This window comes from Dactylosporangium siamense, assembly GCF_016862795.1.
GTDB lineage: Bacteria > Actinomycetota > Actinomycetes > Mycobacteriales > Micromonosporaceae > Dactylosporangium > Dactylosporangium siamense.
The window spans coordinates 47,482-72,071 of the sequence record NZ_BONQ01000108.1 but is presented as its reverse complement, the minus strand read 5'-3'; the positions used below and the strand labels follow the sequence as shown (position 1 = coordinate 72,071).

General features: G+C 73.2%; 27 protein-coding genes. 20 read left to right on the top strand and 7 right to left on the bottom strand.

Translation table 11 applies throughout. The annotated features are described in order from the left end of the window. The first annotated feature begins 19 nt into the window (after positions 1-19). The 14 genes from kdd (at position 20) to Dsi01nite_RS34295 (ending at position 13,873) form a co-directional block, all read left to right on the top strand. Positions 20-1,162, top strand: coding sequence for an L-erythro-3,5-diaminohexanoate dehydrogenase (kdd, locus tag Dsi01nite_RS34360; RefSeq protein ID WP_203850501.1), 1,143 nt, complete (start codon positions 20-22; stop codon positions 1,160-1,162). Continuing rightward, entirely contained in the window at positions 1,159-2,691 is a 1,533-nt protein-coding gene (locus Dsi01nite_RS34355) for an amidohydrolase (protein WP_203850530.1), read from the top strand. The genes kdd and Dsi01nite_RS34355 overlap by 4 nt, the downstream gene beginning before the upstream one ends. After that, positions 2,688-4,241, top strand: a complete 1,554-nt coding sequence (gene kamD, locus Dsi01nite_RS34350) for a lysine 5,6-aminomutase subunit alpha (RefSeq protein ID WP_203850500.1) — start codon at positions 2,688-2,690, stop codon at positions 4,239-4,241. The genes Dsi01nite_RS34355 and kamD overlap by 4 nt, the downstream gene beginning before the upstream one ends. Beyond that, on the top strand, positions 4,238-4,972 hold the full coding sequence (gene kamE / locus Dsi01nite_RS34345) for a lysine 5,6-aminomutase subunit beta (protein WP_239136378.1): 735 nt from the start codon (positions 4,238-4,240) through the stop codon (positions 4,970-4,972). Before kamD ends, kamE begins: the two co-directional genes overlap by 4 nt. Next, positions 4,969-5,352 (top strand): 3-aminobutyryl-CoA ammonia lyase, encoded by a 384-nt coding sequence (gene kal, locus Dsi01nite_RS34340; protein WP_203850498.1) that lies wholly within the window; start codon positions 4,969-4,971, stop codon positions 5,350-5,352. Before kamE ends, kal begins: the two co-directional genes overlap by 4 nt. A gap of 5 nt (positions 5,353-5,357) precedes the next feature. Further along, on the top strand, positions 5,358-6,575 hold the full coding sequence (locus tag Dsi01nite_RS34335; RefSeq protein WP_239136377.1) for a glutamate mutase L: 1,218 nt from the start codon (positions 5,358-5,360) through the stop codon (positions 6,573-6,575). An 881-nt stretch (positions 6,576-7,456) separates the two neighbouring features. Next, the gene (gene lnt, locus Dsi01nite_RS34330) at positions 7,457-9,124 is read left to right on the top strand and encodes an apolipoprotein N-acyltransferase (protein WP_239136383.1); all 1,668 of its coding nucleotides are present in this window, start codon (positions 7,457-7,459) and stop codon (positions 9,122-9,124) included. Continuing rightward, the gene (locus tag Dsi01nite_RS34325; protein ID WP_239136376.1) at positions 9,121-9,945 is read left to right on the top strand and encodes a polyprenol monophosphomannose synthase; all 825 of its coding nucleotides are present in this window, start codon (positions 9,121-9,123) and stop codon (positions 9,943-9,945) included. Before lnt ends, Dsi01nite_RS34325 begins: the two co-directional genes overlap by 4 nt. Before the next feature lie 12 nt (positions 9,946-9,957). Next, positions 9,958-10,509 carry an FxsA family protein gene (locus tag Dsi01nite_RS34320; RefSeq protein WP_203850496.1) on the top strand — a complete coding sequence of 184 codons (552 nt, stop codon included), beginning with the start codon at positions 9,958-9,960 and terminating at the stop codon, positions 10,507-10,509. Beyond that, positions 10,506-11,120, top strand: a complete 615-nt coding sequence (locus Dsi01nite_RS34315; RefSeq protein ID WP_203850495.1) for a nucleoside/nucleotide kinase family protein — start codon at positions 10,506-10,508, stop codon at positions 11,118-11,120. Before Dsi01nite_RS34320 ends, Dsi01nite_RS34315 begins: the two co-directional genes overlap by 4 nt. After that, positions 11,117-12,163 (top strand): DUF4037 domain-containing protein, encoded by a 1,047-nt coding sequence (locus tag Dsi01nite_RS34310; RefSeq protein WP_203850494.1) that lies wholly within the window; start codon positions 11,117-11,119, stop codon positions 12,161-12,163. Before Dsi01nite_RS34315 ends, Dsi01nite_RS34310 begins: the two co-directional genes overlap by 4 nt. 26 nt (positions 12,164-12,189) lie before the next feature. After that, positions 12,190-12,735: a hypothetical protein gene (locus Dsi01nite_RS34305; RefSeq protein WP_203850493.1), complete on the top strand. Its 546-nt coding sequence runs from the start codon at positions 12,190-12,192 to the stop codon at positions 12,733-12,735. A 10-nt stretch (positions 12,736-12,745) separates the two neighbouring features. Then, entirely contained in the window at positions 12,746-13,210 is a 465-nt protein-coding gene (locus tag Dsi01nite_RS34300) for a GNAT family N-acetyltransferase (protein ID WP_203850492.1), read from the top strand. A 186-nt stretch (positions 13,211-13,396) separates the two neighbouring features. Continuing rightward, complete coding sequence (locus tag Dsi01nite_RS34295) at positions 13,397-13,873, top strand: hypothetical protein (protein ID WP_203850491.1); 477 nt, start codon at positions 13,397-13,399, stop codon at positions 13,871-13,873. 77 nt (positions 13,874-13,950) lie between these two features. On the opposite strand, the gene Dsi01nite_RS34290 is transcribed toward Dsi01nite_RS34295, so the two are convergent. Further along, on the bottom strand, positions 13,951-15,270 hold the full coding sequence (locus Dsi01nite_RS34290; RefSeq protein WP_203850490.1) for an MFS transporter: 1,320 nt from the start codon (positions 15,268-15,270) through the stop codon (positions 13,951-13,953). Positions 15,271-15,338: 68 nt separating this feature from the next. Between Dsi01nite_RS34290 and Dsi01nite_RS34285 the strand changes: the two genes are divergently transcribed. Further along, on the top strand, positions 15,339-15,710 hold the full coding sequence (locus Dsi01nite_RS34285; RefSeq protein WP_239136375.1) for an STAS domain-containing protein: 372 nt from the start codon (positions 15,339-15,341) through the stop codon (positions 15,708-15,710). Here Dsi01nite_RS34285 and Dsi01nite_RS34280 read toward each other — a convergent pair. From Dsi01nite_RS34280 to Dsi01nite_RS34270, 3 genes are all read right to left on the bottom strand, one after another. After that, positions 15,637-16,551: a pentapeptide repeat-containing protein gene (locus Dsi01nite_RS34280; protein ID WP_239136374.1), complete on the bottom strand. Its 915-nt coding sequence runs from the start codon at positions 16,549-16,551 to the stop codon at positions 15,637-15,639. The genes Dsi01nite_RS34285 and Dsi01nite_RS34280 overlap by 74 nt on opposite strands. Before the next feature lie 187 nt (positions 16,552-16,738). Next, positions 16,739-17,083, bottom strand: a complete 345-nt coding sequence (locus Dsi01nite_RS34275) for an RNA polymerase-binding protein RbpA (RefSeq protein WP_033364323.1) — start codon at positions 17,081-17,083, stop codon at positions 16,739-16,741. A 169-nt stretch (positions 17,084-17,252) separates the two neighbouring features. Continuing rightward, positions 17,253-18,395 (bottom strand): hypothetical protein, encoded by a 1,143-nt coding sequence (locus Dsi01nite_RS34270; protein ID WP_203850488.1) that lies wholly within the window; start codon positions 18,393-18,395, stop codon positions 17,253-17,255. Between the two features lie 509 nt (positions 18,396-18,904). Between Dsi01nite_RS34270 and Dsi01nite_RS34265 the strand changes: the two genes are divergently transcribed. The 4 genes from Dsi01nite_RS34265 to Dsi01nite_RS34250 are packed head-to-tail and all read left to right on the top strand — an operon-like array spanning position 18,905 to position 21,062. Beyond that, positions 18,905-19,489: an AAA family ATPase gene (locus Dsi01nite_RS34265; protein ID WP_203850487.1), complete on the top strand. Its 585-nt coding sequence runs from the start codon at positions 18,905-18,907 to the stop codon at positions 19,487-19,489. Positions 19,490-19,503: 14 nt separating this feature from the next. Continuing rightward, a complete protein-coding gene (locus Dsi01nite_RS34260; RefSeq protein WP_203850486.1) occupies positions 19,504-20,334 on the top strand; it encodes a phosphotransferase family protein in 831 nt (276 codons plus the stop codon). Between the two features lie 48 nt (positions 20,335-20,382). Next, positions 20,383-20,667, top strand: coding sequence for a hypothetical protein (locus Dsi01nite_RS34255; RefSeq protein ID WP_275423435.1), 285 nt, complete (start codon positions 20,383-20,385; stop codon positions 20,665-20,667). Further along, positions 20,664-21,062: an MmcQ/YjbR family DNA-binding protein gene (locus tag Dsi01nite_RS34250; RefSeq protein ID WP_203850484.1), complete on the top strand. Its 399-nt coding sequence runs from the start codon at positions 20,664-20,666 to the stop codon at positions 21,060-21,062. Before Dsi01nite_RS34255 ends, Dsi01nite_RS34250 begins: the two co-directional genes overlap by 4 nt. A gap of 61 nt (positions 21,063-21,123) precedes the next feature. On the opposite strand, the gene Dsi01nite_RS34245 is transcribed toward Dsi01nite_RS34250, so the two are convergent. Both Dsi01nite_RS34245 and Dsi01nite_RS34240 read right to left on the bottom strand, forming a co-directional pair. Then, positions 21,124-21,465, bottom strand: a complete 342-nt coding sequence (locus Dsi01nite_RS34245; RefSeq protein ID WP_203850483.1) for a trypsin-like serine protease — start codon at positions 21,463-21,465, stop codon at positions 21,124-21,126. A 15-nt stretch (positions 21,466-21,480) separates the two neighbouring features. Further along, positions 21,481-22,530, bottom strand: a complete 1,050-nt coding sequence (locus tag Dsi01nite_RS34240; RefSeq protein ID WP_203850482.1) for a DinB family protein — start codon at positions 22,528-22,530, stop codon at positions 21,481-21,483. Positions 22,531-22,706: 176 nt separating this feature from the next. Between Dsi01nite_RS34240 and rox the strand changes: the two genes are divergently transcribed. Further along, positions 22,707-24,170 (top strand): rifampin monooxygenase, encoded by a 1,464-nt coding sequence (gene rox / locus Dsi01nite_RS34235; RefSeq protein WP_203850481.1) that lies wholly within the window; start codon positions 22,707-22,709, stop codon positions 24,168-24,170. Here the strand turns inward: rox and Dsi01nite_RS34230 are convergent. After that, positions 24,167-24,586 (bottom strand): PPOX class F420-dependent oxidoreductase, encoded by a 420-nt coding sequence (locus Dsi01nite_RS34230; RefSeq protein WP_203850480.1) that lies wholly within the window; start codon positions 24,584-24,586, stop codon positions 24,167-24,169. The genes rox and Dsi01nite_RS34230 overlap by 4 nt on opposite strands. Between the last annotated feature and the right edge of the window lie 4 nt (positions 24,587-24,590).

The window sequence follows — 24,590 nt, the reverse complement described above, 5'->3', positions numbered from 1 at the left end:
ACTTGTGGCAGTGCGGGAAATGACATCGCCGATCGGGTTGCATCGGGTCGTGGAACCGGCCGGGGTGCTGCCCCAGGCCGCTGACCGTCTCGACCCGGACCCGGTCATCGGCGCGGACGAGGTCCGGATCCGCGTCGAGCGGCTCAACCTCGACGCCGCGTCGTTTCATCAGCTGCGGACCGAACACGGCGGCGACGGTGGCCTCGTCCGGGCGGCGGTGCTGGACATCGTCGGCCGCCGCGGCAAGATGCACAACCCGGTGACCGGCTCCGGTGGCATGCTCATCGGCACCGTCGAGGCGGTCGGGCCGGCGTCGCCGCTGGGCCTGCGGGCCGGTGACCGGGTCGCGACGCTGGTGTCGCTGACCCTGACCCCGCTGCGGATCGCCGATGACCTGCGGGACTGGGACGGGCTGTCGGAGCAGGTGCCGTGCGACGGTCACGCGATCCTGTTCGCCCGGTCGATCGCCGCGGTCCTGCCCGGCGACCTGGACCCGCAGCTGGCCCTCGCCGTCCTGGACGTGTGCGGCGCCCCGGCCCTGGTGGCCCGGGTCGTGCGGCAGTCGCTGCGGGACCGGGCGGCCGCGACGGGGCCGCTGACGGTGGCGGTGCTCGGCGCGGCGGGCAAGAGCGGCTCCCTCGCCCTCGCCGCCGCCAGAGACGCCGCCGGAGACGCCCGGGATGTCGCACGGGATGTCGCACGGGACGCCGGCGCCGTTGTCGACGACGCAGGTGTGACGGTCCGGGCGGTCGGAGTGGTACGGGATGACACCGAACGGGCCAGGCTCACCGCCGCCGGGCTCGCTGACACCGTGACCGTCGCCGACGCCCGCGACGCCGTCGGTCTCGCCGCCGCCCTCGACCGCACCGGCGGCCCCGCGGACGTCACCGTCGTCTGCGTCGACGTCCCCGGCTGTGAACACGCCGCGGTCCTGGCCACCGCGCCGGGCGGCACCGTGATCTTCTTCTCGATGGCCACGTCGTTCCCCGCCGCCGCGCTCGGCGCCGAAGGGCTCGCCGCGGATGTGACGATGCTCATCGGCAACGGTTACGTCCCGGGACACGCCGACTACGCGCTGCGGCTGCTGCGGACCGACGCGGGCGTCCGGGACCTTTTCCAGGCGCGGCTGCGGACCGAAGCACCGCCCGGGTTGGCAGACTGAGCCGCATGCGAACCCTCTTCCGTGACGGCCGCGTCCACACCCCCGCCGACCCGTCCGCGACGGCGATGCTCGTCGACGGCGACACGATCGCCTGGCTCGGCCCGACCGGCGACGCGCCGACCGGCGGCGTCGACCGGGTCGTGGACCTCGACGGGGCGCTCGTCACGCCCGCGTTCGTCGACGCGCACGTGCACACCACGGCGACCGGGTTCACCCTGCGCGGGCTCAACCTCGCCGGGACCACCTCCAAACTCCAGGTCCTCGACGCCGTCGCCGCGCACGCCGCGACCCTGCCCGCCGACGCGATCGTCATCGGGCACGGCTGGGACGAGTCCGGGTGGCGGGACCAGCGGACCCCGACCGCGGCCGAGCTCGACCGGGCCGGCGGCGGCCGCGCCGTGTACCTGTCCAGGGCCTGCGTCCACGCGGCGCTGGTGTCCAGCGCGCTGCTCACCGGCGCCGTGCGGGCCGCCGCTGGATACGACGAGTCGGGCTGGCTGCGCCGCGACGCGCACCACCTGGTGCGGGAGGTCGCGTTCGGGTCGGTGACGCACCCGCAGATCCTCGACGCGCAACGCGCCGCGCTGACCCACGCCGCGTCGCTGGGGATCGCGTCGATCCACGAGTGCGGGGGTCCGGGCACGTCCGGGGAGGCGGACTTCGTCGCCGCGCTCGGTCACGGCGGCGGATACCCGCAGGTGTACGGGCTGTGGGGTGAGGTGAACGCCGCCGGGAAGGCGAAGCAGCTCGGTGCGGTCGGCGCGGCCGGTGACCTGTACGCCGACGGTGCGCTCGGTGCCCGCACCGCGCACCTGCGCGGCGCGTACCTGGACGGCGCCGCCGCGGATGAGCACGGGCACGGGTACCTGAGCGTCGAGCAGGTCACCGAGCACGTCGTGGACTGTGTGCGGCACGGGATGCAGGGCGGGTTCCACGCCATCGGCGACCAGGCGATCAGCACCGTCGTAGACGGGTTCAAGGGTGCGGCGAAACGGGTCGGGATCGACCGGATCCGCGACGGGCGGCACCGGATCGAACACGTCGAGCTGCTGGACAAGACGCTGATCGCGGGGCTCGTCGACTTCGGGCTCGTCGCGTCGGTGCAGCCGGCGTTCGACCGGCTGTGGGGCGGCGAGCACGGCATGTACGCGCAGCGCCTCGGCCGGGCGAGGTCCCTGGCGTCGAACCCGATCGGGGCCCTGGCCGGGGTCGGGGTGCTGCTGGCGTTCGGGTCGGACTCGCCGGTCACGGACCTCGACCCGTGGGGGACGTGCCGGGCGGCGATGCGGCACCACAACCCGGTGCAGCGGATCGGGGCGAAGGCCGCGTTCGCGGCGCACACCCGCGGCGGGTGGCGGGCCGTCGGCGTCGACGACGAGGGTGTCCTGAACCCGGGCTGGTCGGCGACGTTCACCGTGTGGGACACGACCGAGGACATCAGTGAGGTGCTGCACACCGAGACGAACCCGCAGGCGCGGGTGACGGTGCTGCGGGGCCGCCCGATCCACAACAGGCAGGAACCCCTGTGAACAAGCTGAAGCTGGACCGGCGGACCGTCGCGACCGCGCGGCGGCTGGCGGCGGCCGCCGGCCGGCCGGTCGTGGACCTGGCGCGCAGCCACACGACGGTGTCGGTGGAACGGGCCACGTTGCGTCTCGCCGGGATCACCGGCGCGGACCCGGACGGGATCCCGTGGGTGAACCGCCTCGTCGACACCGTCGTGGAGCAGGTCGGGCTCGGCGGTGGCGTCGCCGGGCCGGTGTTCGACGCGCTGCAGCGCGACGGGCACCAGGACCTGACCCTGCTGGCGCAGAAGGCGGCGGCGGGCAGCGTCACGTTCCGCGCCGAGACCCCGGCCGCGGCGAAACGGGCGGCGGCACGAGCGGTCAAAACCGGTCTCGCCCAGGTCGATCGGCGCCGGAGAGAACGGGACCGGCTGATCAAACGGTACGGCGACCCGAAGCAGCGGCCGTGGATCTACCTGATCGTCGCGACCGGCGACATCCATGAGGACATCCCGCAGGCGCAGGCGGCGGCGCGGGCCGGCGCCGACGTGATCGCGGTGATCCGGTCGACGGGGCAGTCGCTGCTGGACTACGTGCCGGAGGGCGCGACCCGGGAGGGGTTCGCCGGGACGTACGCGACGCAGGAGAACTTCCGGCTCATGCGCGCCGCCCTGGACGACACGTCGAAGGAGGTCGGCCGGTACGTGCGGCTGACGAACTACGCGTCGGGGCTGTGCATGCCGGAGATCGCGGCCCTCGCCGGGCTCGAACGGCTCGACATGATGCTCAACGACTCGATGTACGGGATCCTGTTCCGCGACATCAACCCGATCCGCACGTTCGTCGACCAGCGGTTCTCCCGGCAGGTCCACGCCCGCGCCGGGATCATCATCAACACCGGTGAGGACAACTACCTCACGACCGCGGACGCGGTCGACGCGGCGCACACGGTGACGGTGTCGCAGCTGCTCAACGAGTACTTCGCGCACGAGGCCGGACTTGAGGACTGGCAGCTGGGGCTCGGGCACGCGTTCGAGATCAACCCGGAGCTGCCGGAGTCGTTCCGGCTCGAGCTCGCCCACGCGCTGCTGGCGCGGGAACTGTTCCCGGACGCGCCGTTGAAGTGGATGCCGCCGACGAAACACATGACCGGCGACGTGTTCCGCGGGAACCTCCTCGACGGGTTCTTCAACCTCGCCGGTGCGCTCACCGGGCAGGGGATCCTCCTCGTGGGGATGATGACGGAGGCGGTGGTGACGCCGTGGCTGTCGGACCGGGACATCGCGCTGCAGAACGTGCGGTACGTGCTGTCCGCGGCCGGGAACCTGCACGAGGACTTCACCCCCGGCGCGTTCATCCGGGACCGGGCCCACACTGTCCTCGGTGAGGCCGTGACCCTGCTGCGGCAGATCGGCCGGCAGGGGCTCCTCGACGCGATCGGCGAGGGCACGTTCGGGATCATGCGCCGGCCCGCGGACCGCGGCAAGGGCCTCGACGGGGTCGCGGCGCGGGAACCCGGCTACTTCAACCCGGCGATCGAGATCCTGGACGGGCCGTCATGGACACAGTCATGAGCGCAGCGGTGATCCGCCCCTACGGGGACACGACCGGCGACGGCATGGTCCAGGTCAGTTTCACGCTGCCCCTCGCGGCGGACAAGCGTGGTGAGGGCGCGGCGCTGCAACTGGCGGGGAAGATGGGCATCGACCCGGCGATGGTCGTGCACGCCCGGCCGATCGGTGCGCAGCACACGTTCTTCGTCGTGTACGGCCGGGTCAACCACCTCGTGGAACCGGGGAAGGTCGTCGTCGCGGAGCGGGACTACCCGCTGCTGTCGGCGAAGGAGGTCAACGCGGCGATCCGGGCCAGGTTGCGGCGCAAACTCGTCGTGGTCGGTGCGTGCATCGGCACCGACGCGCACACCGTCGGCATCGACGCCATCCTCAACGTGAAAGGGATCGCCGGTGAGAAGGGTCTGGAGTACTACCGGGAGTGCCGGGTGGTGAACCTCGGCGCGCAGGTCGCCGTCGCCGCGCTCGTCGAGCACGCCCGGGCGGAGAAGGCCGACGCGGTCCTGGTCAGTCAGGTCGTCACGCAACGCGACGCGCACCTGACGAACACGCGGGAGATGTCGGCGGCGTTCCGGGAGGCGTTCCCGGCCGCGAAACGGCCGTTGCTGGTCGTCGGCGGCCCGCGGTTCGACGAGCTGCAGACCGCGGACCTCGGCGTCGACCGGATCTTCGGGCGGGGCACCACCCCGCGGGAGGTCGCGTCGTACCTCATCCATGCGGTGGGTGCGCGGTGAGCGGCGCGGAGGTCGGGGTGCGGGTGGTGCACCGCCGGTACGTGCCGTACTCGCACGCGCACTACGCCGGGAACCTCGTCGACGGTGCGTACAGCCTGGCGTTGTTCGGTGACGTCGCCACGGAACTGTGCATCCGGACCGACGGTGACGAGGGCCTGTTCGCCGGGTACGCGAGCGTGGCGTTCCAGGCGCCGGTGCGGGCCGGTGACGTCCTGGAGGTGACGGCGACGATCGTCAAGGTCGGGACCCGTTCCCGGACCGTCGAGTTCACCTGCCACGTCGTGTGCCGGGGTACGCCGGAGGCGGGCGCTTCGGCCGCCGCCGTGCTGGACCCGCCGCTGCTGGCGGTGTCGGCGACCGGCACCGTCGTCGTCCCCTGAATCCGGTGCCTTCCCGCGGGACGCTGGTCGCGTGCCTGGACGTCGGGTCGACGGACACGAAACTCGCCGTCGTCGACACCACCGACGGCACGCTGGTGCGGACCGGCACCCATCCGACCACCGCCGGTGACGTCCTGGACGGTGTCGACGCGCTGCTGCGCGACGCCGGGCCGGTCGGTGCCGTGTACTGCTGCTCGTCGGCCGGGGGTGGGCTGCGGCTCGCCGTCATCGGCTACGAGGCTCTCGTCTCCGCCGACGCCGCGCACCGCGTCGCGTTGTCGGCGGGCGCGCGGGTCGTCCACGTCGCCGCCGGCATGCAGGACCCGGCCGGGGTCCGGGCGGTGCGGGCCGCGGCACCCGACGTGGTGCTGCTCGTCGGCGGCACCGACGGCGGTGACGGCGACACCCTGCTGCACAACGCGCGGCGCCTCGCCGCCGCCAGGTGGCGGGTCCCGGTCGTCGTCGCCGGCAACACCGACGTCCGCGACACCGCCGTGGAACTGCTCACCGCGCGGGGTGTGCCGGCGGTCGGCGCCGGCAACGTCCTGCCCCGCATCGGGGTCACCGAACCCGGGCCGGCGCGCGCCGCGATCCGCGACGTGTTCCTGCGGCACGTCATCGGCGGCAAACACCTGTCCAAGGGGCCCCGGTTCGGTCGGCTGGTGCGGATGGCGACCCCCGACGCGGTCCTGACCGGCGTGTCGCTGCTCGCCGACACGACCGCCGGTGACCTGCTGGTCGTCGACGTCGGCGGCGCCACCACCGACGTGTACTCCGCGCTCGTCCCCGACGGCGGCACCTCCGGGGTCGCCGGGACGCTGTGGCGGGCCCGGACCGTCGAGGGGGACCTGGGGGTCCGGTGGAACGTCGACGGGGTCCACACCGCCGCCGGACGTGAACATGTCACCGTCGGCGACGGGCCGCTCGGCGTCGCCGCCGCCGCGACCGTGATCGCGGCCCGCCGGCACGCCCGCAGCGGCCGGGACCTGCGCAACGTCGTGACGGTCGTCGCGTCCGGCGGGGTGTTCCGGCACGCCGAGCGCCGCGACGCGGTCGCCGCGCTCGGCCCGGTCCTGCACGATCACGCCGGCGGGTGGGCGTTGCCCCGCGACCCGCACGTCACCGTCGACGACCGGTACGTCCTGGCCGCCGCGGGCCTGCTCGCCGACGAGCATCCCGCCGCCGCGGCGGCGCTGCTCCGGGCGCACCTGCACAGTGGGTGACGGACGGAGCATCCGGCGGCCCGTGAGCGCTTGTCACTCGCCGCGGGTGAACCAGGCCCGACACACCGCACCCGACGCACCCGACACGCCGAACCAGGTGAATTACATCGCGTGCGACGGTTGACAGGGCCCCCCGGCGAGCGCGTAACGTCTTTGCGTCCTACTTCGGCGCGGATGACCACGGTTCGCTACTCCCCAACGCCCACTGATCGGACGTCCTCGTCAACCGACGGGACACCACCGGATCCAGTGTGCGGGGGTCGGCGGGGGCCGCGGGCCGGGCATCCACCGGTGTCAGGGCAGGGGGGTCACGCGACCAGTAGACAACGGCACGCCCCGGGCAGCCAGCCCGAGCCGCGCCGGAACGAAGGCCGCGCCCAGACACCCCTGCCGCACCGGCCGGACCAAGGGCCTGGGAGCGCGGGGCGCGACTTCGGTCGCGCCCCGATTTCAGCCCCGAAGCGCACCGCCGCCAGGGTCGCACCCGCGGGTCGCCGCCCCGGCGGTCACCGGCAACGGTCGCGAGGGTGTGGTGACGGCCGGCCCGGTCGCGGTCGCGCGTCGGGGACAGTCCAGCCACATCCCAGCACATTCACAGCGGCGGACACCACCGCCGATTCCCTGTCCCGGGTGACCTGGCCGCATAATTGGCGCCGCGGGCCGGTACCGGCCCGCGGGTCCGACGCTGCACACGCCGCGGTCGGGCGGACCGCACGACACGGCAGGGGATGGCGCAGGTGACCTTGGTCGACACCGGGAGCGCGGCGGACGGCACCGACGGCACCGACGGCCGGGACGGCGCCGACCGTCCCCCGCAGCCATCACACGGCGCCGCGGACGGCGAAACCCCCGGACCCGTCTCAGGGACCGCGGCCGGGTCTGTGGCGGGGTCTGTGGCGGGCTCTGCGGGGCGGGCGGTGCCGCCGCTGTGGGTTGCCGTGGTGCTCGCCGCCACGGCCGGTGCGGTGATGCTCGTCGCGTTCCCGCCGTACGGATGGTGGTGGGCCGCGCCGATCGCGGTGGCGCTCGCCGCCGCCGCCGTGCACGGGCGGCGGCTGCGGGCCGGGTTCGGGCTCGGCACCCTCACCGGTGCGGTGTTCTTCACGCCGCTGCTGTCGTGGACGAACCTGCACACGGGCATGGTCCCGTGGCTGCTGCTGTCGGCGTTGCAGGCGCTGTTCATCGGGCTCCTCGGCGTCGCCACCGCCTGGATCAGCCCACTCCGGACCCGGACCGGGGCCCGGACGCCGGTCCGGTCGTGGGCCCGGTCGTGGGCGTGGACGTGGGTGCCGGCGCTGGCCGCGCTGTGGACCGCGCAGGAGGCGCTGCGGGACCGGGCGCCGTTCGGTGGGTTCCCGTGGGGCCGGCTCGCGTTCAGCCAGGACACGTCGCCGCTGCTGCGGCTCGCCGCCGTCGGCGGGGCGCCCCTCGTGACGTTCGCGGTCGCGTTCACCGGTGCCCTCCTCGCCGTGCCGTTGCTGCGGATCAGCACACCCCGACCGGCCGCGGCGGGCGCTGTCACCCCCGGGTGGAATCCGGGGGTGAGATCCGCCGCCGCCGTCGCCGGGGCGTTCGTGGTCGTCGCCGGGGCGCTGCTGATCCCGTTGCAGCAGCCGGCCGGCAAGGGCGTGTACGTCGCCGTCGTGCAGGGCAACGTGCCGCGGCTCGGGCTGGACTTCAACGAACAGCGCCGCGCCGTCCTGGACAACCACGTGCGGGCCACCGTCGAACTCGGCCGCAAGGTCACCCAGGAGGGCGCGCGCCGGCCGGACCTGGTGGTGTGGCCGGAGAACTCCTCCGACATCGACCCGCTGCGCAACGCCGACGCGGCCGCGGCGATCGCGACCGCCGCCCGCGCCGTCGGTGTGCCGATCCTCGTCGGTGCGGTCCTCACCGACCCCGCCGTCGGGGTCGAGAACGCCGGGCTCGTCTGGGAACCCGACGTCGACGCCGACGGCAACGCCCGGCAGGGCGGGGTGTCGGCGCGGTACACGAAACGGCACCCGGTGCCGTTCGCGGAGACGATGCCGCTGCGGGACATCGCCCGGATCGTGTCGAAAGAGGTCGACCGGGTCTCCGACATGACCCCCGGTGACACGCCCGGGGTGCTGCGGGTCGGGCCGGCAACCGTCGGTGACGTCATCTGCTTCGAGGTCGCCTACGACGGGCTCGTCCGCGACACCGTCACCGGCGGCGCGCAGCTGCTCGCGGTGCAGACGAACAACGCGACGTTCGACGAGGCCGAGGCGCGGCAGCAGCTGGCGATGGTGCGGCTGCGGGCCGTCGAACACGGCCGGGACGCGTTGATGGCCTCGACCGTCGGGATCTCCGCGTTCGCCGACGCCGCCGGCCGGACCCGGCAGGAGACGAAGTTCAACGAGGCCGCCGTCATCGTCGCCGAACTGCACCTCGGGTCGGCCCGTACGCTGGCGACGAGGGTCGGCGCCGGTCCCGAGTATGTGATCGTGATGCTGGGTATTGCCGCTGTGGTGGCCGCCGCCGCGGTCCGCCGGCGCAACCGGCAGCACCCAACCGAGGAGGACGTGTGAGCGCAACCGACCGAGGCGTGAACCAGTACCCCGGGGTCGGCAGGGTCCTCGTCATCATCCCCACCTACAACGAGGCCGACAACCTGCGGCCGATCGTGGCCCGGGTCCGCGCCGCGACCCCGGCCGTCGACGTGCTCATCGCCGACGACAACAGCCCCGACGGCACCGGGCGGATCGCCGACGAGCTCGCCGCCGACGACCCGGCCGTGCACGTGCTGCACCGGCCCGGGAAACAGGGGCTCGGCGCGGCGTACCTGGCCGGGTTCGCGTGGGGCACCGAACACGACTACGACGCGGTCGTGGAGATGGACGCCGACGGGTCCCACGCGCCCGAGGAGCTGCCGCGGCTGCTGGACGCGCTCGGCGAGGCCGACGTCGTGCTCGGCTCCCGCTACGTCAAGGGCGGCAAGACCGTCGGGTGGCCGTTGCACCGGCACCTGATCTCCCGCAGCGGCAACCTGTACGTGCGGATCGCGTTGGGGATGCCGTTCCGCGACGCGACCGGCGGCTACCGGGCGTACCGGATCCCGGTCCTCAGCAAGATTGACATCGAGTCGATCGCGTCGCAGGGGTACTGCTTCCAGGTCGACCTCGCGTGGCGGTCGTTCCGCAACGGGTTCCGGGTCCAGGAGGTCCCGATCACGTTCGCCGAACGGCAACGCGGGCATTCGAAGATGAGCTCGTCGATCGTGCGGGAAGCGTTGTGGCGGGTCACCGTGTGGGGTGCGTCGGCGCGGTGGGAGGCGCTGCGCCGCGGCGTCGCCGGCGGCGGACCCAGGGATTCCCGGGACGCCCGAGCCGACGCCCGGCAGAGCGGCTGAGGAGCAACTGTCATGCGGACCCTGGGATTCGCCGCCGCCGGCGCGCTGCTGCTGGTGATCGTCGAGATCACCGTGTTCGTGCTGGTCGCGCACGCGATCGGCTGGTGGTGGGCGGTCCTGGCCGGGATCGGCACCACGATCCTCGGCGGGATCCTCGCCAAACGCGAGGGGATCCGGGCGTGGCAGCGGCTGCGGGCCGCGGTCAGCGAAGGCCGCCCACCCGGCGGTGACGCCGGCACCGGCGTCGCCGGGCTCACCGGGGCGCTGCTGCTGCTCGCCCCCGGGTTCGTCACCGACGCGGCCGGGCTGCTGCTGCTCATCCCGCCGGTGCGGGCGTTCGCGGGGCGGCAGGTCCGCCGGGCCACCGAGGCGCGGATCTCCGCCGCCGCGGCCGGGGACCTGTTCGGTCCCAGGGTCGTCAAGGCGACCCGCGCCGACCCGCACACCGACTCCCGCACCGACCCGGGCCAGGTCCCGCACCAGCCCGGCAGCGGCGAGGTCCTGCAGGGTGAGGTCATCGAAGGCGACGTGATCGACCCGCAGCACCGGCACCACAACGCGTGAAGGCCCGTCCCGTGACCGTCGGCGGGCTCGCCGCCGACATCGCCGCCCGGGTCGGGAAGGTCCACGCGACCCGGGTCGCCGTCGACGGTGCACCGACCGCCGGCGGTGACGTCCTCGCCGCCCGGGTCGTCGAGCAGGTCCACGCCGACGGTGGGCACGCCGTGCACATCCCCGCCGGCGGGTTCCTGCGGCAGGCGTCGCTGCGGCTGGAGCGTGGCCGCACCAACCCTGACGCGTACTACGAGGACTGGCTGGACCTGCGGGCGATCACCCGGGAGGTCCTGCGACCGGCGGCGACCGGCGGCACCGGACGGGTCCTGCCGTCGCTGCGGGACCCGGTCACCGACCGGGCCACCCGCGCCGCCTACCTGGACCTGCCGGCCGGTGCCGTGGTCGTCGTGTCCGGCACGATGCTGCTCGGCGCCGGTCTCGACTTCGACGTCACCGTCCACCTCACGCAGTCCCCGGCGGCGCTCGCCCGCCGCACCCCGGCCGAAATGCAGTGGACGTTGCCGGCGTTCCAGCGGTACGACAATGAGGTGCTGCCCCAGGACATCGCCGACGTCGTCGTGCGCGCCGACGACCCCCGCCACCCAGCGGTCGTACTGTGACCCCCGATCCGGCCCCGGTCTTCGTGCCGGGGCTTGAGCTGTGCGGGGTGTTCTACCGCGACGCGGTCCGGCCGCTGCTGGACGACGTGTACCCGGGGCTGCCGCACGCCGCCGCCCGCATCGGCGCCGGGTCGGAGGTCCTCGGCTACGACGGTCCCCGCTCCACCGACCACGACTGGGGGCCGCGGCTCACCCTGTTCCTCGACCCCGCCGATCACGCCCGGCACGCCGCCGGGATCGACGCGCTGCTGCGGGCGAGGCTACCGAAACACGTGCTGGGCTGGCCGACGCACTTCACACCCGAGGACGCGCGGGTCCGGGTGATGACCGCGACCGACGGGCCGGTCGCGCACCGCGTCGACGTCACCACCGTCGCCGACTGGACCGTCGGGCAGTTCGGGGCGCCGTTCACCGGGTCGCTGCTGGACTGGCTCGCCACCCCGACGCAGACGTTCGCGGAGACGGCCGGCGGCGCCGTGTACCACGACGACACCGGGGACCTGACGGCGTTGCGGGCGGCGGTCGCCTGGTACCCGCCCGACCTGTGGCGGTACGTGCTGGCCGCGCAGTGGACCCACATCGCGCAGGAGGAGGCGTTCCCCGGCCGGGCGGCCGAGGCCGGCGACACGCTCGGCGGGCGGGTCGTCGCGGCGCGGCTCGCCCGGCACGTGATGCGGCTGCGGCTGCTGCAGGAGCGGCGGTGGCCGCCGTACAGCAAATGGCTCGGCACCGCGTTCAGCTCGCTGCCGGGGCCGCTGGACGTGGACGACCTGTGCGGCGCGTACGAGGACGCGGGACGCCGGCAGAACAGCCTCGGGCTGTCCGCGGCCGTGGACGCGACCCGCCGGCCGTACTTCGACCGGCCCTACCCGGTGATCGACGCCGGGCGGTTCGCCGCCGCGCTGAGCGCCGCCGTCACCGACCCGGCCGTCGCGGCGCTGCCTCCGGTCGGCGGCGTCGACCAGTACGTCGACAACACCGACCTGCTCGGCCGCGCCGACCTGCGCCGGGCCGTCACCGCCGCGGTCCTGCGGACGGGTTGACCTTTCACGGGCTACCGTCGCAAGGTGTGAAGACGTTCTGGGTGGACCGTGACCGGGACCGGTACCTCAGCGCCGTCCAGCGCCACGCGGCGGAGTTCGCCGGCACCGTCGGCGACATCGCCCCCGTCGGGTTCGCGTGCGTCGCCTGGGCCGCCGCGACGCCGCCGCTGCTGGACCCCGGCTACGTGCGCTGGCACCGGCGGGTGCTGACCGCGGTGTGCCAGCGCAACCCGTTCGACGGTGGCCTCACCGCCCGGGTGGAGCTGGTGTCGCCGCTGCCGGCGCCGCTGACCGTGTCCCGCACCTGGTGGCGTGACCGCGGCTGGCGTGGCTGGCCGGAACTGTTCGGGCAGTTCATCCAACCGACCGAGCAGGACCTCAGCCGGCACCCGCACCTGCGCGGGACGCTGCTGCTGGAGACGCCGCTGCCCCTGGACGGGCTGCCGACCCCGACCGAGGACCGGCACGTCGACGCCGCCGCCGAACGCGCCGTCACCGTCCTCGTGCGGCACCTCGACGACGTGGTCCGGCCGGTCCTGGAGCAGCTGGACACCGACCACGCCGCCCGGTGAACCGCCACCCGTGCGCACCCGGCCCCTCACCTGCGACGAATGGCAGCTCAAACGGCACCTGAGGCTCGCCGCGCTGCTGGACAGCCCGGCCGCGTTCGCCAGCAGCCACGCCCGTGAGGCCGGCCGGTCCGAGGCCGAGTGGCGGGACTGGCCGCGGCACGGCGCCTGCTTCGCCGTGTTCGACGGCGCCGACCCGGTCGGGATCGCCGGCACCTGGATCATCCCCACGGACCCCGACGTCACCCACCTGATCGGCATGTGGGTCAGCCCCACCGCCCGCGGCCGCGGCGCCGGCGGGCGGCTCGTCGCCGCCGTCACCGGCTGGGCCCGGCGCCGGCACGCGAGCCGGGTCGAGCTCGAGGTCGCCGCCGGCAACGACGCGGCGCTGCGGACCTACGTCCGGGCCGGGTTCACGGCCGCCCGGCGGGCGCCGTTCACGACCGGCGGGACCGTCCTGGAACTGCGCCTCGCATAAATCTCGCACCGGTCTCGCACCGGTCTCGCACCGGGCGGTCAATGTTCAACGAGCTGGCCCGAAAGCGGTCGTCGGCTGCCCTAAAGTCGTCCAGCCTTTGGCTGAAAGGATGACGCGTTTTGCGAGAAATGCCGCTTTCCGCTACATAGTGTAATCACGTCATCACGACACGAGGGGGAGTCAAAGATGCGTAACACACAACGGTTCCTGACCCTGGCGGGCATGACGCTCGCTGCGGGCGCGATTCTCGGCATGGGCGCCACCGCCGCGTCGGCCGCGCCCAGCGCCGACAGCGGCACCACCGCCGTCCAGGCCCCGCCGCCCGGCGGTGGCGGCGGTGGCGGTCAGCCCGGTGGGGGCGGCGGCCAGCCGGGCGGTGGCGGCGGCCAGCCCGGCGGCGGTCCCGCCTGGCCGGGTGGCATGGGCAACAACAACGGCGGCGGCCGCTGGCACGGCAACTTCGACGGCCACCGCCGCAACAACCAGTGGGTCCAGTCCTGGGTGGTGGACACCTTCCGCAACAAGAAGGCGTGCAACTTCGCCGGCTGGATCGGCGAGCAGCGCAACTGGTGGGACGACTCGGACTGCTACCGCATCGGCAGCCGCAACCACGTCCGGTACGTCCTGGTCGCGCACGAGTACGGCGGCCGCCGCCACCGCTAGCACCCATCGCATCGCACACGGCGGGCGGCACCCTTCCCGGGTGCCGCCCGCCGGCGTTCGTCCGCGGTCCCGGCCCGTCAGCGGGTCCGCCGGCGCAGCAGGGCCGCGCCGACGGCGGCGGCGAGCAGGTGACTCGCGGACAACACCCCGACCAGGACCGCCGGCGGAGCGGCCGCCAGAACCGTGAACGTCGCCGCGCCGACCGCCGCCGCGGTCAGCTTGATCCCCGCGCCGAGCGTGAACACCTGCGTACGGGTCCCCGGCGGCGCCTCCCGCGAGCGGACCAGCAGCACCGAGGACAGCAACGGGCCGTCCAGGACCCCGGCCACCGCGAACACCGCGACCAGCACCGGCCACGACACGCCGCCGAGGACCGCACCGGACAGCCCGGCGAACGCCGCACCCACCCCCAGCAGGCACGCCACCACGACCAGCTGCGGCGCCGGCCGCACCGGGAACCGCGCGACGAGCAGCGACCCGCACAACGCACCCACGCCCAACGCCGTCACCAGCAGGCCACCACCGGCCGGATGCCCGGCGGCGACGCCGAGGACGACGGCGACCGGGGTGATCATGCCGGCGCCGTACGAGGCCAGGGCGGTCGCCGCGGTCACCGCCAGCAGCGGGCGGCTGCGCACGATCGCGGCGAGGCCGTCCCGGACCCCGACCCGCGCCCCGCCCGCCCCACCGTCCCGCGCCCCCGCGTCGTCCTGAACCCCCGCGCTGTCCTGAGCGCTGGCCGCGTTCTGCGCCCCGGCGCTGTTCTGAGCTCCGGCGGCGTTCTTGGCCGCCACGGCGGGTGCCGGCTCCACGGCGGGAGCCGGCTCCGGGTCGAGAGCCGGCTCCGGGTCGAGAGTGTCGGCGACGGTGAGCAGCGTGCCCGCCGCGAGCAGACACGCGCCGGACAGCACCAGCGCCGCGACCGGCACCCCGAACGCCGCCACCAGCAGCGCCCCAGCCGCCGGACCCGCGATCTCCGCCACGTTGTACGTCGCCGCGTCCAGCCCCCGCGCCCGCGGCCGCCGCGGTGGCGGTACCACATCATCCAGCAGACTCGACAGACCACCGAAAATCATCGGACCGCAGCTGCCGGCCACCAGCGCCAACCCGACAACCACCGGCAGCGGCGCCACCCCCGTCAGCAGCAGCACCCCACCGAGCGCGAGCCCGAACAGCGCCGCGAACCCCGCGTGGACGAGCCGCGGCCGGCGGGCCCGGTCGGTGACCAGACCGACGAACGGCCCGGCGAGCACGTGCGGGACCAGCAACGCGGCCAGGACCGTCGCGCCCTGCGCCGGGTCGCCGGTCTGCCGCACCGCGGCGAGCAGCAGCACCACCGCGGCGGCCGCCTCCGCGGTCCGGGCCAGGGTCGCGGCCGTGAGGAGACGGGCGAGCATCGCAGCAACGTACCCGCTGTCCTGCGGACCGCGCCGAACCGGTGCAGGATCGGATGATGGACGTTGCAGTGACAGACTGTGCCGACGGTGTCGTGCTCGTGGCGGTGCGCGGCGCCCTCGACATCGACTCGGCCCCACAGTTACGTGAGGCGATGCACGGCGCGCTGGACCGTGGCCGTTCCCGGATCGTGGTGGACCTCGGCGACGTCGACTTCTGCGACTCGGTGGGGCTCGGGACGTTCGCGTACAGCCACAACCGGTGCGTCGCCCACGGAGGCTACCTACGGCTCGCGGCGCCGTCACCGTTTCTGGCCGGGCTGCTGGACACGGTCGGGCTCACCGGTCGGATCCCGGTCCACGCCACGGTCAGCGACGCCCTGACCGGCGCCCCGCCCGCCCCCCGGCCTCGCGACCCGATCGAGGATGCCCCGCCCTCGTAGGGTCCGTCCCGGGGTGCGTCCGCTGAACGGTCCAGTGCGCCGGGTGGCTGAACCCGGCCGGCAGGCGGGTTACCGCGTCACCACGGGCGGCGTCCAGCTGCGACTGGATCAGGAACAGCACGCCGCGCAGGTCCGCACCCCGCAGATCCGCGCCACGCAGATCCGCGCCGGTGACGTCGGCGCCCGTCAGGTCCGCACCCCGCAGATCGGCGCCGACGGCTGACGCGCCCCGCAGGTCAGCACCACGCAGATCGACACGCCGAAGGTCCTTCCCGACGACGCTGCGGCTCTGGTACGGCGTCCGCCTCCCCACCACCTTCGCCCGCGCGAGCTCGCTGGCCTGCCGCAGCAACGGCACCACCGAGCCGCGGTGCGCGTCAACGTCGACGCCGGCGAGTTCCCCGGCGGGCAGGTCACTGAGGCGCTGCGTCTCGGCGACGGCCGCGTCGAGGCGGTCGTGCAGCGGCGCCGCGGCCGGCAGGTCACGGGCCTGCGTCAGGTACCACAGCAGCTCGTGCAGGTGGCGCATGGTCGCGAACGCGGCGAACATCAGCGGCGCCTGGCCCGGTGCCTGCCGCCAGTCCCGGCCCCCGAACGTCACCTGGGCGACCTTCTGCCCGGCGCCGAAACAGTCGTAGACGGTGCACCCGACGAACCCGCGCTGCCGCAGCTGGGTGTGGATGCCGCACCCGAACCCGCCGCCGGTCGGGGTGCCGCTGCCGGCCGGGGTGCCGGTCGGGCTGGCGGTCGGGGTGGTGCCGAGGTTCGGGCAGGGGTGCCCGGCGGGCTTGTCGATGGCGAAGTCCACGGACCTCGCGAACGCCGGCGCTACGCAGCACAACCCGAAGCAGCTGCCACAGTCGGCGCGAAGCCCGGCCCGGGGGTCGGCGCTCTTGGTGCTCTCGGCGTCTGGTGCTGCCGGCTGCGCTGCGGCCGGCCTGGCGGGCGGGCCGGCACGCAGAGCGCCCCGACGGTCATCGACCGTCGGGGCGTCCTTGCCGTCCTGTGTGCTTATGCGGTGGTCCCGCTTATGCCGAGCGACCGCGACGGTGGCGGACCTCTTCGAGGCGCTCGTTGAGGATGTCCTCGAGCTCCGCGATCGAGCGCCGCTCGAGCAGCATGTCCCAGTGGGTGCGCGGCGGCTTCGCCTTCTTCGCCTCCGGCTCGTTGCCGTCGACAAGCCGGGCGACGCTGCCGTCGAACTTGCACTCCCAGGTCATGGGAACCTCGGCGTCAACGGCGAACGGCACCTCGAACTGGTGCCCCTTGGCGCACAGGTATTCTCGGGTCTGACGCGGGGCCAGCTCGGTGTTGCGGTCGGACTCGTAGCTGACGGCTCCGAGACGGCTGCCGCGCAGCATGCGCTCGCCCATGGTCGGTCTTCCCCTTCGAATCGTGTTGCGCTTCGTTGTAACCAACGACACCACGTGGTCTGACGATTCCCACTGCGGGCGGGCAGATTACACGACCTTCCGGGACCTGCGGTAGTCCAGTCGCCGGGTCGGTACGGTTATTTTACGTTGGGTTTCAATGATCGACCAGTTAGGCAGCGCCGTGGCGCGCCTCACCACCCGTAGTTTCGGCAGGTGACACACCCGGTTGACGGGAACCGGTCAGTTGCGCGAGCGCCCCGCTCAGCGTCGTGAGCTGCTGTTGCAGCTGCGCCTGCGCCGTCACCTCCCGCTCCACCGCCCGCGCCAGCTGCGTGCGGAGGTCCTCCGCCCGGTCCCGGGCCCGGTCAAGTTCACCCTCCAGCCGGCGGATATCACCCTGCAGTCGTGTGTTGTCCTCGTGCAACCGCTCCGCGGTCGCCTGGGACTGCTCGAAGCGCCGCCGGAGCCGGGTCGCTTCGTCCGCCCGCCCGGCCAGGTCCCGTTCCACCCGCTGCCGTTCCCGCGCCTCGGTGTCGGCGGCGGCCCGGGCGGTGTCGCGTTCCCGGTACGCCTCCGCCCGCAACGCCGCCTCCGTCGCCGCCTCCCGCCGGGCCGTGTCCCGTTCAACGGTCGCGACCGCGAGGGCGGCGTCGGCGTCGCGGGCCGCGCCCTGCGCCGCGTCGACCCGCAGCGCCGCGTCGCGTTGCGCCTCGGCAACCACCTGAGCGGCGCTGTGGTGCGCCTCGGCGACCTGCACCGCCGCCTCCTCCGCCGCCTGCCGGACGCTGTGCCGTGCCTGCTCGGCGGCGTGTTCGGCGGCCTGCCGGGCGTCGCCGGCGGCGGCGTGCGCGGCCGCGGCGTCCTCCCGCGCGGTGGCTGCCTCCTCCCGGGCGAAGGCCGCCACCGCCTCAGCGGCGCGGGTCGCGGCCTCGGCGGCCTTCGCCGTCGCCTGGGCGTGCTGGACGGCGGCGCGGGCGTCGTCCCGTTCGGCGTGCGCGGTCAGGACCCCGGCGGCGGCCTCGGCCCTGGCATGCGCGATCTGCCGTTCGACGCCGGCGGGGGACAGCTCCGCGTGCAGCGCCTCGACGAGCGTGTCCACGACCTGGTCGAGCCGCTCGGCGACCTCGAACGCCCGGGCCACCTGCCCACTCAACCCGGGGGAGGCCCGGTGCCGCAGCCGGGCATTGCGCGCGGCCCGCTGGCACTCACCGTCGTTGTCGCGGCAGTACCGGAACGGCCGCCCGGCGGCGTTGCGCTGCGGCACCGGCCGGCCGCAGTGCGCACACGGCCGCTCGTCCCCGTCCTGATCCACGGACCGCTCCAGGGACCGCTCCGCCGACCAGTTCCCAGCCCGTTCCTCCTGGGCCTGGTCCGAGAACTGGTCCCGGGGTCGGTTCTGAGCCCTTCCGTCGTGGGTCCGATCCGAGGCCTGGTCCCACGTCTCGCCCTGCGCTCGATCCGGGAGTCGGTCCTGAGCCCGATTCCCGGTCCGGTTGCCGATCGCATCCCGGGTCTGGTCCGGGTCGACGGCGTCGATCCGCGCGTCGACCCGGATCCCGCGCGCCGGCGTCGCCGCACCGCGTTCCTTCTTGTCTCCCACGGCCGTGAGCGTAGGCGCCCGCGAACATTCCAGCCGCACGACACGCCGCATTGCCGGATTGCGATTACCGATAATCCAGTAAAGCCATCCGGACGGCGTACACCATAATCACTGTTATGCGCGCGAATCCCGGAACTCCGGAGCGCCCGACCATGTCACGCTTGTTCCGCCTCGCGACTGGAAGCGCAGGTCGGTGGCATCGCGATCGACGGAGGTGACGGATGGCGCGGCTCATCCATCTGAACGGCCCGCCGGGCATCGGCAAGTCCACCCTGTCGGCGCTGTACGCGGACCGGAATCCCGGCACGTTGAACCTTGACGTCGACGCCCTGCACCGCCTGGTCGGCGGCTGGCAGGACGAGGACATCGACACCTGGCCGGTCGTGTGGTCCCTGGTCCGGGCCATGACGAAAACCCATCTGGAGGGCGGACGCGATGTCGTCCTGCCCCAGTACCACGCCAAGGTCGACGAGGTCATCGAGCTCGAGAAGCTCGCACACCGGCACGGGGCCGGCTTCCGCGAAGTCGTCCTGCTCGACGACCGGGAAGCGGCGATCGCACGGTTCGACCACCGCGCCCAGCACAGCGACGACCCGTGGATCCGCCACCACCACCGTCTCATCGAGCTGGGCGGCGGGCACGTCGTGCTCGCAGCCATGTACGACAACCTGATGGACCTCGTCCGTCAACGCCCAGCGACGGTGGTGGTGCCGAGCGCGGTCGGGGCGGTGCAGGAGACCTACGAACTGTTGGCGGACGCCTTGGACCGGGCGCCCGAAACACGGCTGCTGCGCCACGAACACTGACCTACGGTGCTCCAATGCAGGAACATGAAACCCAGCGGGCAACACGGGCAGCGATGTCCAGCGCCGCACGGCTCGGCCTGACCGCCCACGACGCCGCCGTCCTGCACAACTCGAACACGCTCACCCTGCGGCTGCAGCCCTGCGACGTGCTCGCCCGGGTAGCGCCGGCCGCTCACCAGTGCGCCCAGCTCGAAGTGGATGTCGCCGGGCGGTTGGCCGAGGTCGGGAGCCCGGTGGCCGCGCTGGCATCGCCCGAGGTCTTTGACGAGGGCGACTACGTCGTCACCCTCTGGACCTACTACGAACCGGTGGCTGCCCGATCGCCGTCAAGCGTGGAATACGCCGGCGCGCTCGAACGCCTGCACACCGGAATGCGCAAGGTCGACCTGCCGGCACCGCATTTCACGGACCGGGTCTCCGCGGCCCAGGCGCTCGTGGCCGACAAGGCCAGAACACCGGAACTGGCGCACCTGGACCGGGCCTTCCTCGCCGGCACGTTGGACCGCCTGCGACGCGCGGTCAGCGTCAGCGGCCGCCCGGAGCAGCTCCTGCACGGCGAACCCCACCCGGGCAACCTGCTCGTGACCCGGAACGGCCCGCTGTTCATCGACTTCGAGACCTGCTGCCGGGGGCCGGTCGAGTTCGACGTCGCTCACGCGCCCGACGAGGTCGCAGACCACTACCCGGACATCGACCACCAGCTGCTCCGAGACTGCCGGACCCTCGTGCTGGCGGTGATCACGACGTGGCGCTGGGACCGAGCCGACCAATTCCCCGACGGCCGCCGCCTCGGCGTCGAGTGGCTGAGCCAACTCCGGAAAACAACGGCCGATCTGGATGGGTAAGCCGTTACATGCGCCGCACCCACCAAGGGTCACGGGGATCGGCGGGCGCTGGCGCTGTGGCGTGGACCGGTGCTGGCCGGCCTGGACAGCCGGCTCCAGCAGCTGCCGGCCGTCGTCGCCCTCCACACGGCGCGGGTGACGGCCGTGCTCGACCTGGCCGACCTGCGCGAGGCGCACCGGCAGGTGCTGCGCGGTGCCGGCTCCCGGCGGACCCGACCGGGTCTGCCGCCGCCGGCCGCACCGGCCCAGCTGCCGCCCGACCCCGTCGGGTTCACCGGCCGGGCTGCTGATGTCCTACTCGGCGGGCAGGATGGGCGCGGGAGGTACAGATGAGCGACATCGCGGACGTTCCACCCGCCGTTGTGGGCCGGCTCCGGGTGATCTGCGGGGAGCTGCCCGAGGCATACGAGGAGCCGGCGTGGATCGGCCTGCGGTGGCGGATTCGCCGGCGGACGTTCCTGCACGTCTACACCACCGACGGGAGGCGGTCGGCGTACATCGATACGGACGATCCGGCCATCCTGATGACCTTCCGGGCGCCGCCCGGGGAGTTGGCCGCGCTGGCGCATGCCGGCCCTCCGTTCTTCCGGGCCGACTGGGGTGTGAATGTCGTGGGAATGGTGCTGGACGACGAGACGGACTGGGTCGAGGTTGCCGAGCTGGTGACGGACAGCTATCGCGTGCAGGCGCCCCGCCGCCTCGCGTCCCGGCTGAAGGCAGGTGGATGAACCGCCGGCTACCTCCCCACGTTGCCGCTCATCCAGGTTCGGCGCTGAGAACATTCCTATTTCACGGTGGGATAGGTCGGGTTGCCGCACTGGCAAGAGATACTTCAGGAGACGATTCCGATGACGACACCACCCAGTGCCGCATGCTCCGGCCGTCTGGGCCGGACTTGCGGGTGCAGTTCATTCCGGGCGTGATCGGCTCCACGAACTGGTAGATGGCTTCGCAGGTCCACCGCGGCGTGACATCGAGGAAGACCTCGCGTCGTTCGTTGGGGAAGCCCGCGTTGCTGGTCGTTCCGTAGCCAGTCGTGACTACCTCGCCGGTCGGCACCGCGCCCTGGCTGGGCAGTGCGGGTGCGATGAGGGGCTCCGGCAAGCGCAGGATCGCGAGATCGCCGTCCATTGCCGGGACGCGCCTTCACTCGGTTCGGGCACCGGCCTCGAGCACGGTGAGGTCGCGGACCGCGTACCGGTGATGCTCGGCCTCTTCCTTGCACACCACAGTGAGGCAGCGGCGCACGACGTAGTCCTTGTCCGGGTAGGGGTCGGCCGGCTTGCGACCACATACCCGGTCGAGCTCGGCCTCGGTGAGCCCGTCGACGGCTCGGCGCACCGTGGCCATGCGGGCCAGCCGCGGCGCGAGTACCTCGTCGAGCGTCGGGGTGGCATCGAGGGTGAGCCCGAGCTTCGCCGATGCTTCGGCCGGCATCCCGCCGCCAGGAAGGCCCAACGGGTGGTACGGCGCGTCCTCCTCGAGCACGGCGTTGCCGATCCAGGCATCGGCGGCCATCAGCAGATGCCGCTGCGTCTCGACGAACGACCACTCGCCGTCGACCTGCTCGTGCAGCTTCGCCTCGGGTAGGCGCCTGGCGCGGTCGAGCGTCTCCTCCCATTGCTTCTCGATGGCATCCCAAGCGGCCCGGTATTCGGCGGCGGACGTGGCCTCACGGGCCAGCACCCGGTTGGGATGCAGCCGGTCGAGCTCGGCCTCGACGTAGGCGGTCACGTCGACGTCGTTGACAACGACACGCTCGAAGCCGCCACCGAGGGAGACGTTGCCCCCATAGCAGTCCACGATCTTCAGGCCGGTGACGTCGCAATCGCGAATCTCGAGGCCGGAGAGGTCGCACATGTGGATGCGGGCATCACGGAACTGGTCACTTTGGGTGTACTCAGCAGACATCGGGACAGTTTCCCGTATCCTGCTCCTGCCCGCCGCCCCGCCCACCGACCACGACCACGACCACTGAACCCGGCAACCGGGCCACCCGGACCATCCGGCCCGCGCCCAGATCGCCCAGATCGCCGCGACCGTCGTGTGCTGGGTCGGGCCGATCGCCCTGTCCCCGAGCCACGCCGAAACGATCGGCCTCGGTGGCCGCTGAGCCCGCCAACCGACACGGACCCGGGAGCGTGCGTGCGGGTCGACCGGACCGAGCACGCCGATCGCGGCGCGCTCGTCTTCCACGTCGCCGACCTCGGGAAACAGGAAAGGCAAGGAGAACCATCTCCTTGCCACATTTAACGTATATCGCACCCCGGGGCTTGCGGCAAGACCCGGGTGAGGGCGCAGAATCTCCAGCCGTGGCCAGAACCTGACGAAATCAGGGATTCGCGGCAAATCTGGGGGTTCTCGTGGTCGAGATGTTTGACGTGATCGTCGCCGGTGGGGGGCCGACCGGCATGATGCTGGCCGGGGAGCTGCGGCTGCACGGCGTGAGTGTGCTCGTGCTGGAGAAGGAGACCGAACCGACGAAGGTGGTCCGCGCGCTCGGCATCCACGCCCGCACCATCGAGATCATGGATCAGCGGGGGCTGCTGGACCGGTTCCTCGCGCTCGGCCGCAAACATCCGCTCGGCGGGTTCTTCGCCGGCATCACCAGGCCGCAGCCGGACCGGTTGGACACCGCACACGCGTACGTGCTGAGCATCCCGCAAACCATCACCTCCCGGCTGCTCACCGAACACGCCACCGAGGCCGGGGCCGAGATCCGCGCCGGCGCCGAACTCGTGGCGTTCAACCAGACCGTCGAAGGCCAGGACAGCGAAGGCCAGGACGGCGACGGGGTGGACGTCGAGCTCGCCGACGGCACGGTGCTGCGGGCGCGGTACCTCGTCGGCTGCGACGGCGGCCGCAGCACCGTGCGCAAGCTCGCCGGGGTCGGGTTCCCCGGCGAGGCGTCCACGGTCGACACGCTGCTGGGCGAGATGGAGCTGACCGCGCCGGCGGAGGAGCTGGCCGCGGTGATGGCCGAGGTCCGCCGGACCCAGCTGCGGTTCGGGGCGATGCCGCTCGGCGACGGCGTGTTCCGGGTCGTCGTGCCCGCCGCCGGGGTGGCCGAGGACCGGGTCACGCCGCCGTCGTTCGAGGAGTTCCGGCAGCAGCTGCGGGCGACCGCCGGGACCGACCTCGGGGTGCACTCGCCGCGCTGGCTGTCCCGGTTCGGCAACGCCACCCGCCTCGCCGAGCGGTACCGGACCGGCCGGGTCCTGCTCGCCGGCGACGCGGCGCACGTGCACCCGCCGGTCGGTGGGCAGGGGCTCAACCTCGGCCTCCAGGACGCGTTCAACCTGGGCTGGAAGCTGGCCGCGGCGGTGCGCGGGTGGGCGCCGGAGGGGCTGCTCGACACGTACCACACCGAGCGGCACCCGGTCGCCGCCGAGGTGCTGGACAACACCCGCGCGCAGATGCAGCTGATGTCACTGGACCCGGGCGCGCAGGCGGTGCGCCGTCTGGTGACGCGGCTGATGGACTTCGAGGAGGTGAACAGCTACCTCATCGAGAAGATCATCGCGATCGGGATCCGGTACGACCTGGGCGACGGTCACCCGCTCCTCGGCCGGCGGCTGCGGGACGCGCCGATGCACAACGGCCGTCTGTATGAGCTGCTGCGCTCCGGCCGTGGGCTGCTGCTGGACCGGACCGGCGGGCTGTCGGTGGCGGGCTGGACGGACCGGGTCGACCACGTGGTCGACGCCGCCAAAGGCGTGGCCGAAAGCGTGCCGGCGGTGCTGCTGCGGCCCGACGGGCACGTCGCCTGGGTCGGCGCCGACCAGGAGGACCTCGGCAAGCACCTGCCCACCTGGTTCGGCGCGGCGAAGGCCTAGATCTGGGCGCCGTACACGTGCTCGACCGTCATCACCATCAGGACCCGCCGGTCGGACACCATCACCGACCGGTACTCGTCCCAGTCGGGGTGTTCGCCGGCGGCCCGGCGGTAGTAGTCGACGAGGGTGTTCACCTCGGGGCCGTGCGGGTCGGTGCCCGGCCCCGTGAGCGTCGCGATGCCCTCGGCGGTCGCCCACGCCGTGCCGTCGGGGCTGGTGACCTCCAGGGTCGCGCGTGGGTCGCGGCGCAGGTTCGCGGTCTTCGCGCGGCCCTGCGTCATCGACACGTAGATGACGCCGGCGGCCCGGTCGTAGAACGGCAGGACGGGTGACATCTGCGGACGGCCGTCGGCCTTGATCGTGGCGAGGACACCGAGCCGGCTCGCGACGAGCAGGTCGCGCGGGTCGTACGTCATGAGG

Coding starts and splice junctions, on each gene's coding strand:
- Dsi01nite_RS34230 (WP_203850480.1), bottom strand. CDS start 24,586: ATGACGTACGACCCGCGCGACCTGCTCGTCGCGAGCCGGCTCGGTGTC.
- Dsi01nite_RS34265 (WP_203850487.1), top strand. CDS start 18,905: ATGGCGCGGCTCATCCATCTGAACGGCCCGCCGGGCATCGGCAAGTCC.
- Dsi01nite_RS34275 (WP_033364323.1), bottom strand. CDS start 17,083: ATGGGCGAGCGCATGCTGCGCGGCAGCCGTCTCGGAGCCGTCAGCTAC.
- rox (WP_203850481.1), top strand. CDS start 22,707: ATGTTTGACGTGATCGTCGCCGGTGGGGGGCCGACCGGCATGATGCTG.
- Dsi01nite_RS34290 (WP_203850490.1), bottom strand. CDS start 15,270: ATGCTCGCCCGTCTCCTCACGGCCGCGACCCTGGCCCGGACCGCGGAG.
- kamE (WP_239136378.1), top strand. CDS start 4,238: ATGAGCGCAGCGGTGATCCGCCCCTACGGGGACACGACCGGCGACGGC.
- Dsi01nite_RS34260 (WP_203850486.1), top strand. CDS start 19,504: ATGCAGGAACATGAAACCCAGCGGGCAACACGGGCAGCGATGTCCAGC.
- kdd (WP_203850501.1), top strand. CDS start 20: ATGACATCGCCGATCGGGTTGCATCGGGTCGTGGAACCGGCCGGGGTG.
- Dsi01nite_RS34295 (WP_203850491.1), top strand. CDS start 13,397: ATGCGTAACACACAACGGTTCCTGACCCTGGCGGGCATGACGCTCGCT.
- Dsi01nite_RS34250 (WP_203850484.1), top strand. CDS start 20,664: ATGAGCGACATCGCGGACGTTCCACCCGCCGTTGTGGGCCGGCTCCGG.
- Dsi01nite_RS34245 (WP_203850483.1), bottom strand. CDS start 21,465: ATGGACGGCGATCTCGCGATCCTGCGCTTGCCGGAGCCCCTCATCGCA.
- Dsi01nite_RS34320 (WP_203850496.1), top strand. CDS start 9,958: ATGCGGACCCTGGGATTCGCCGCCGCCGGCGCGCTGCTGCTGGTGATC.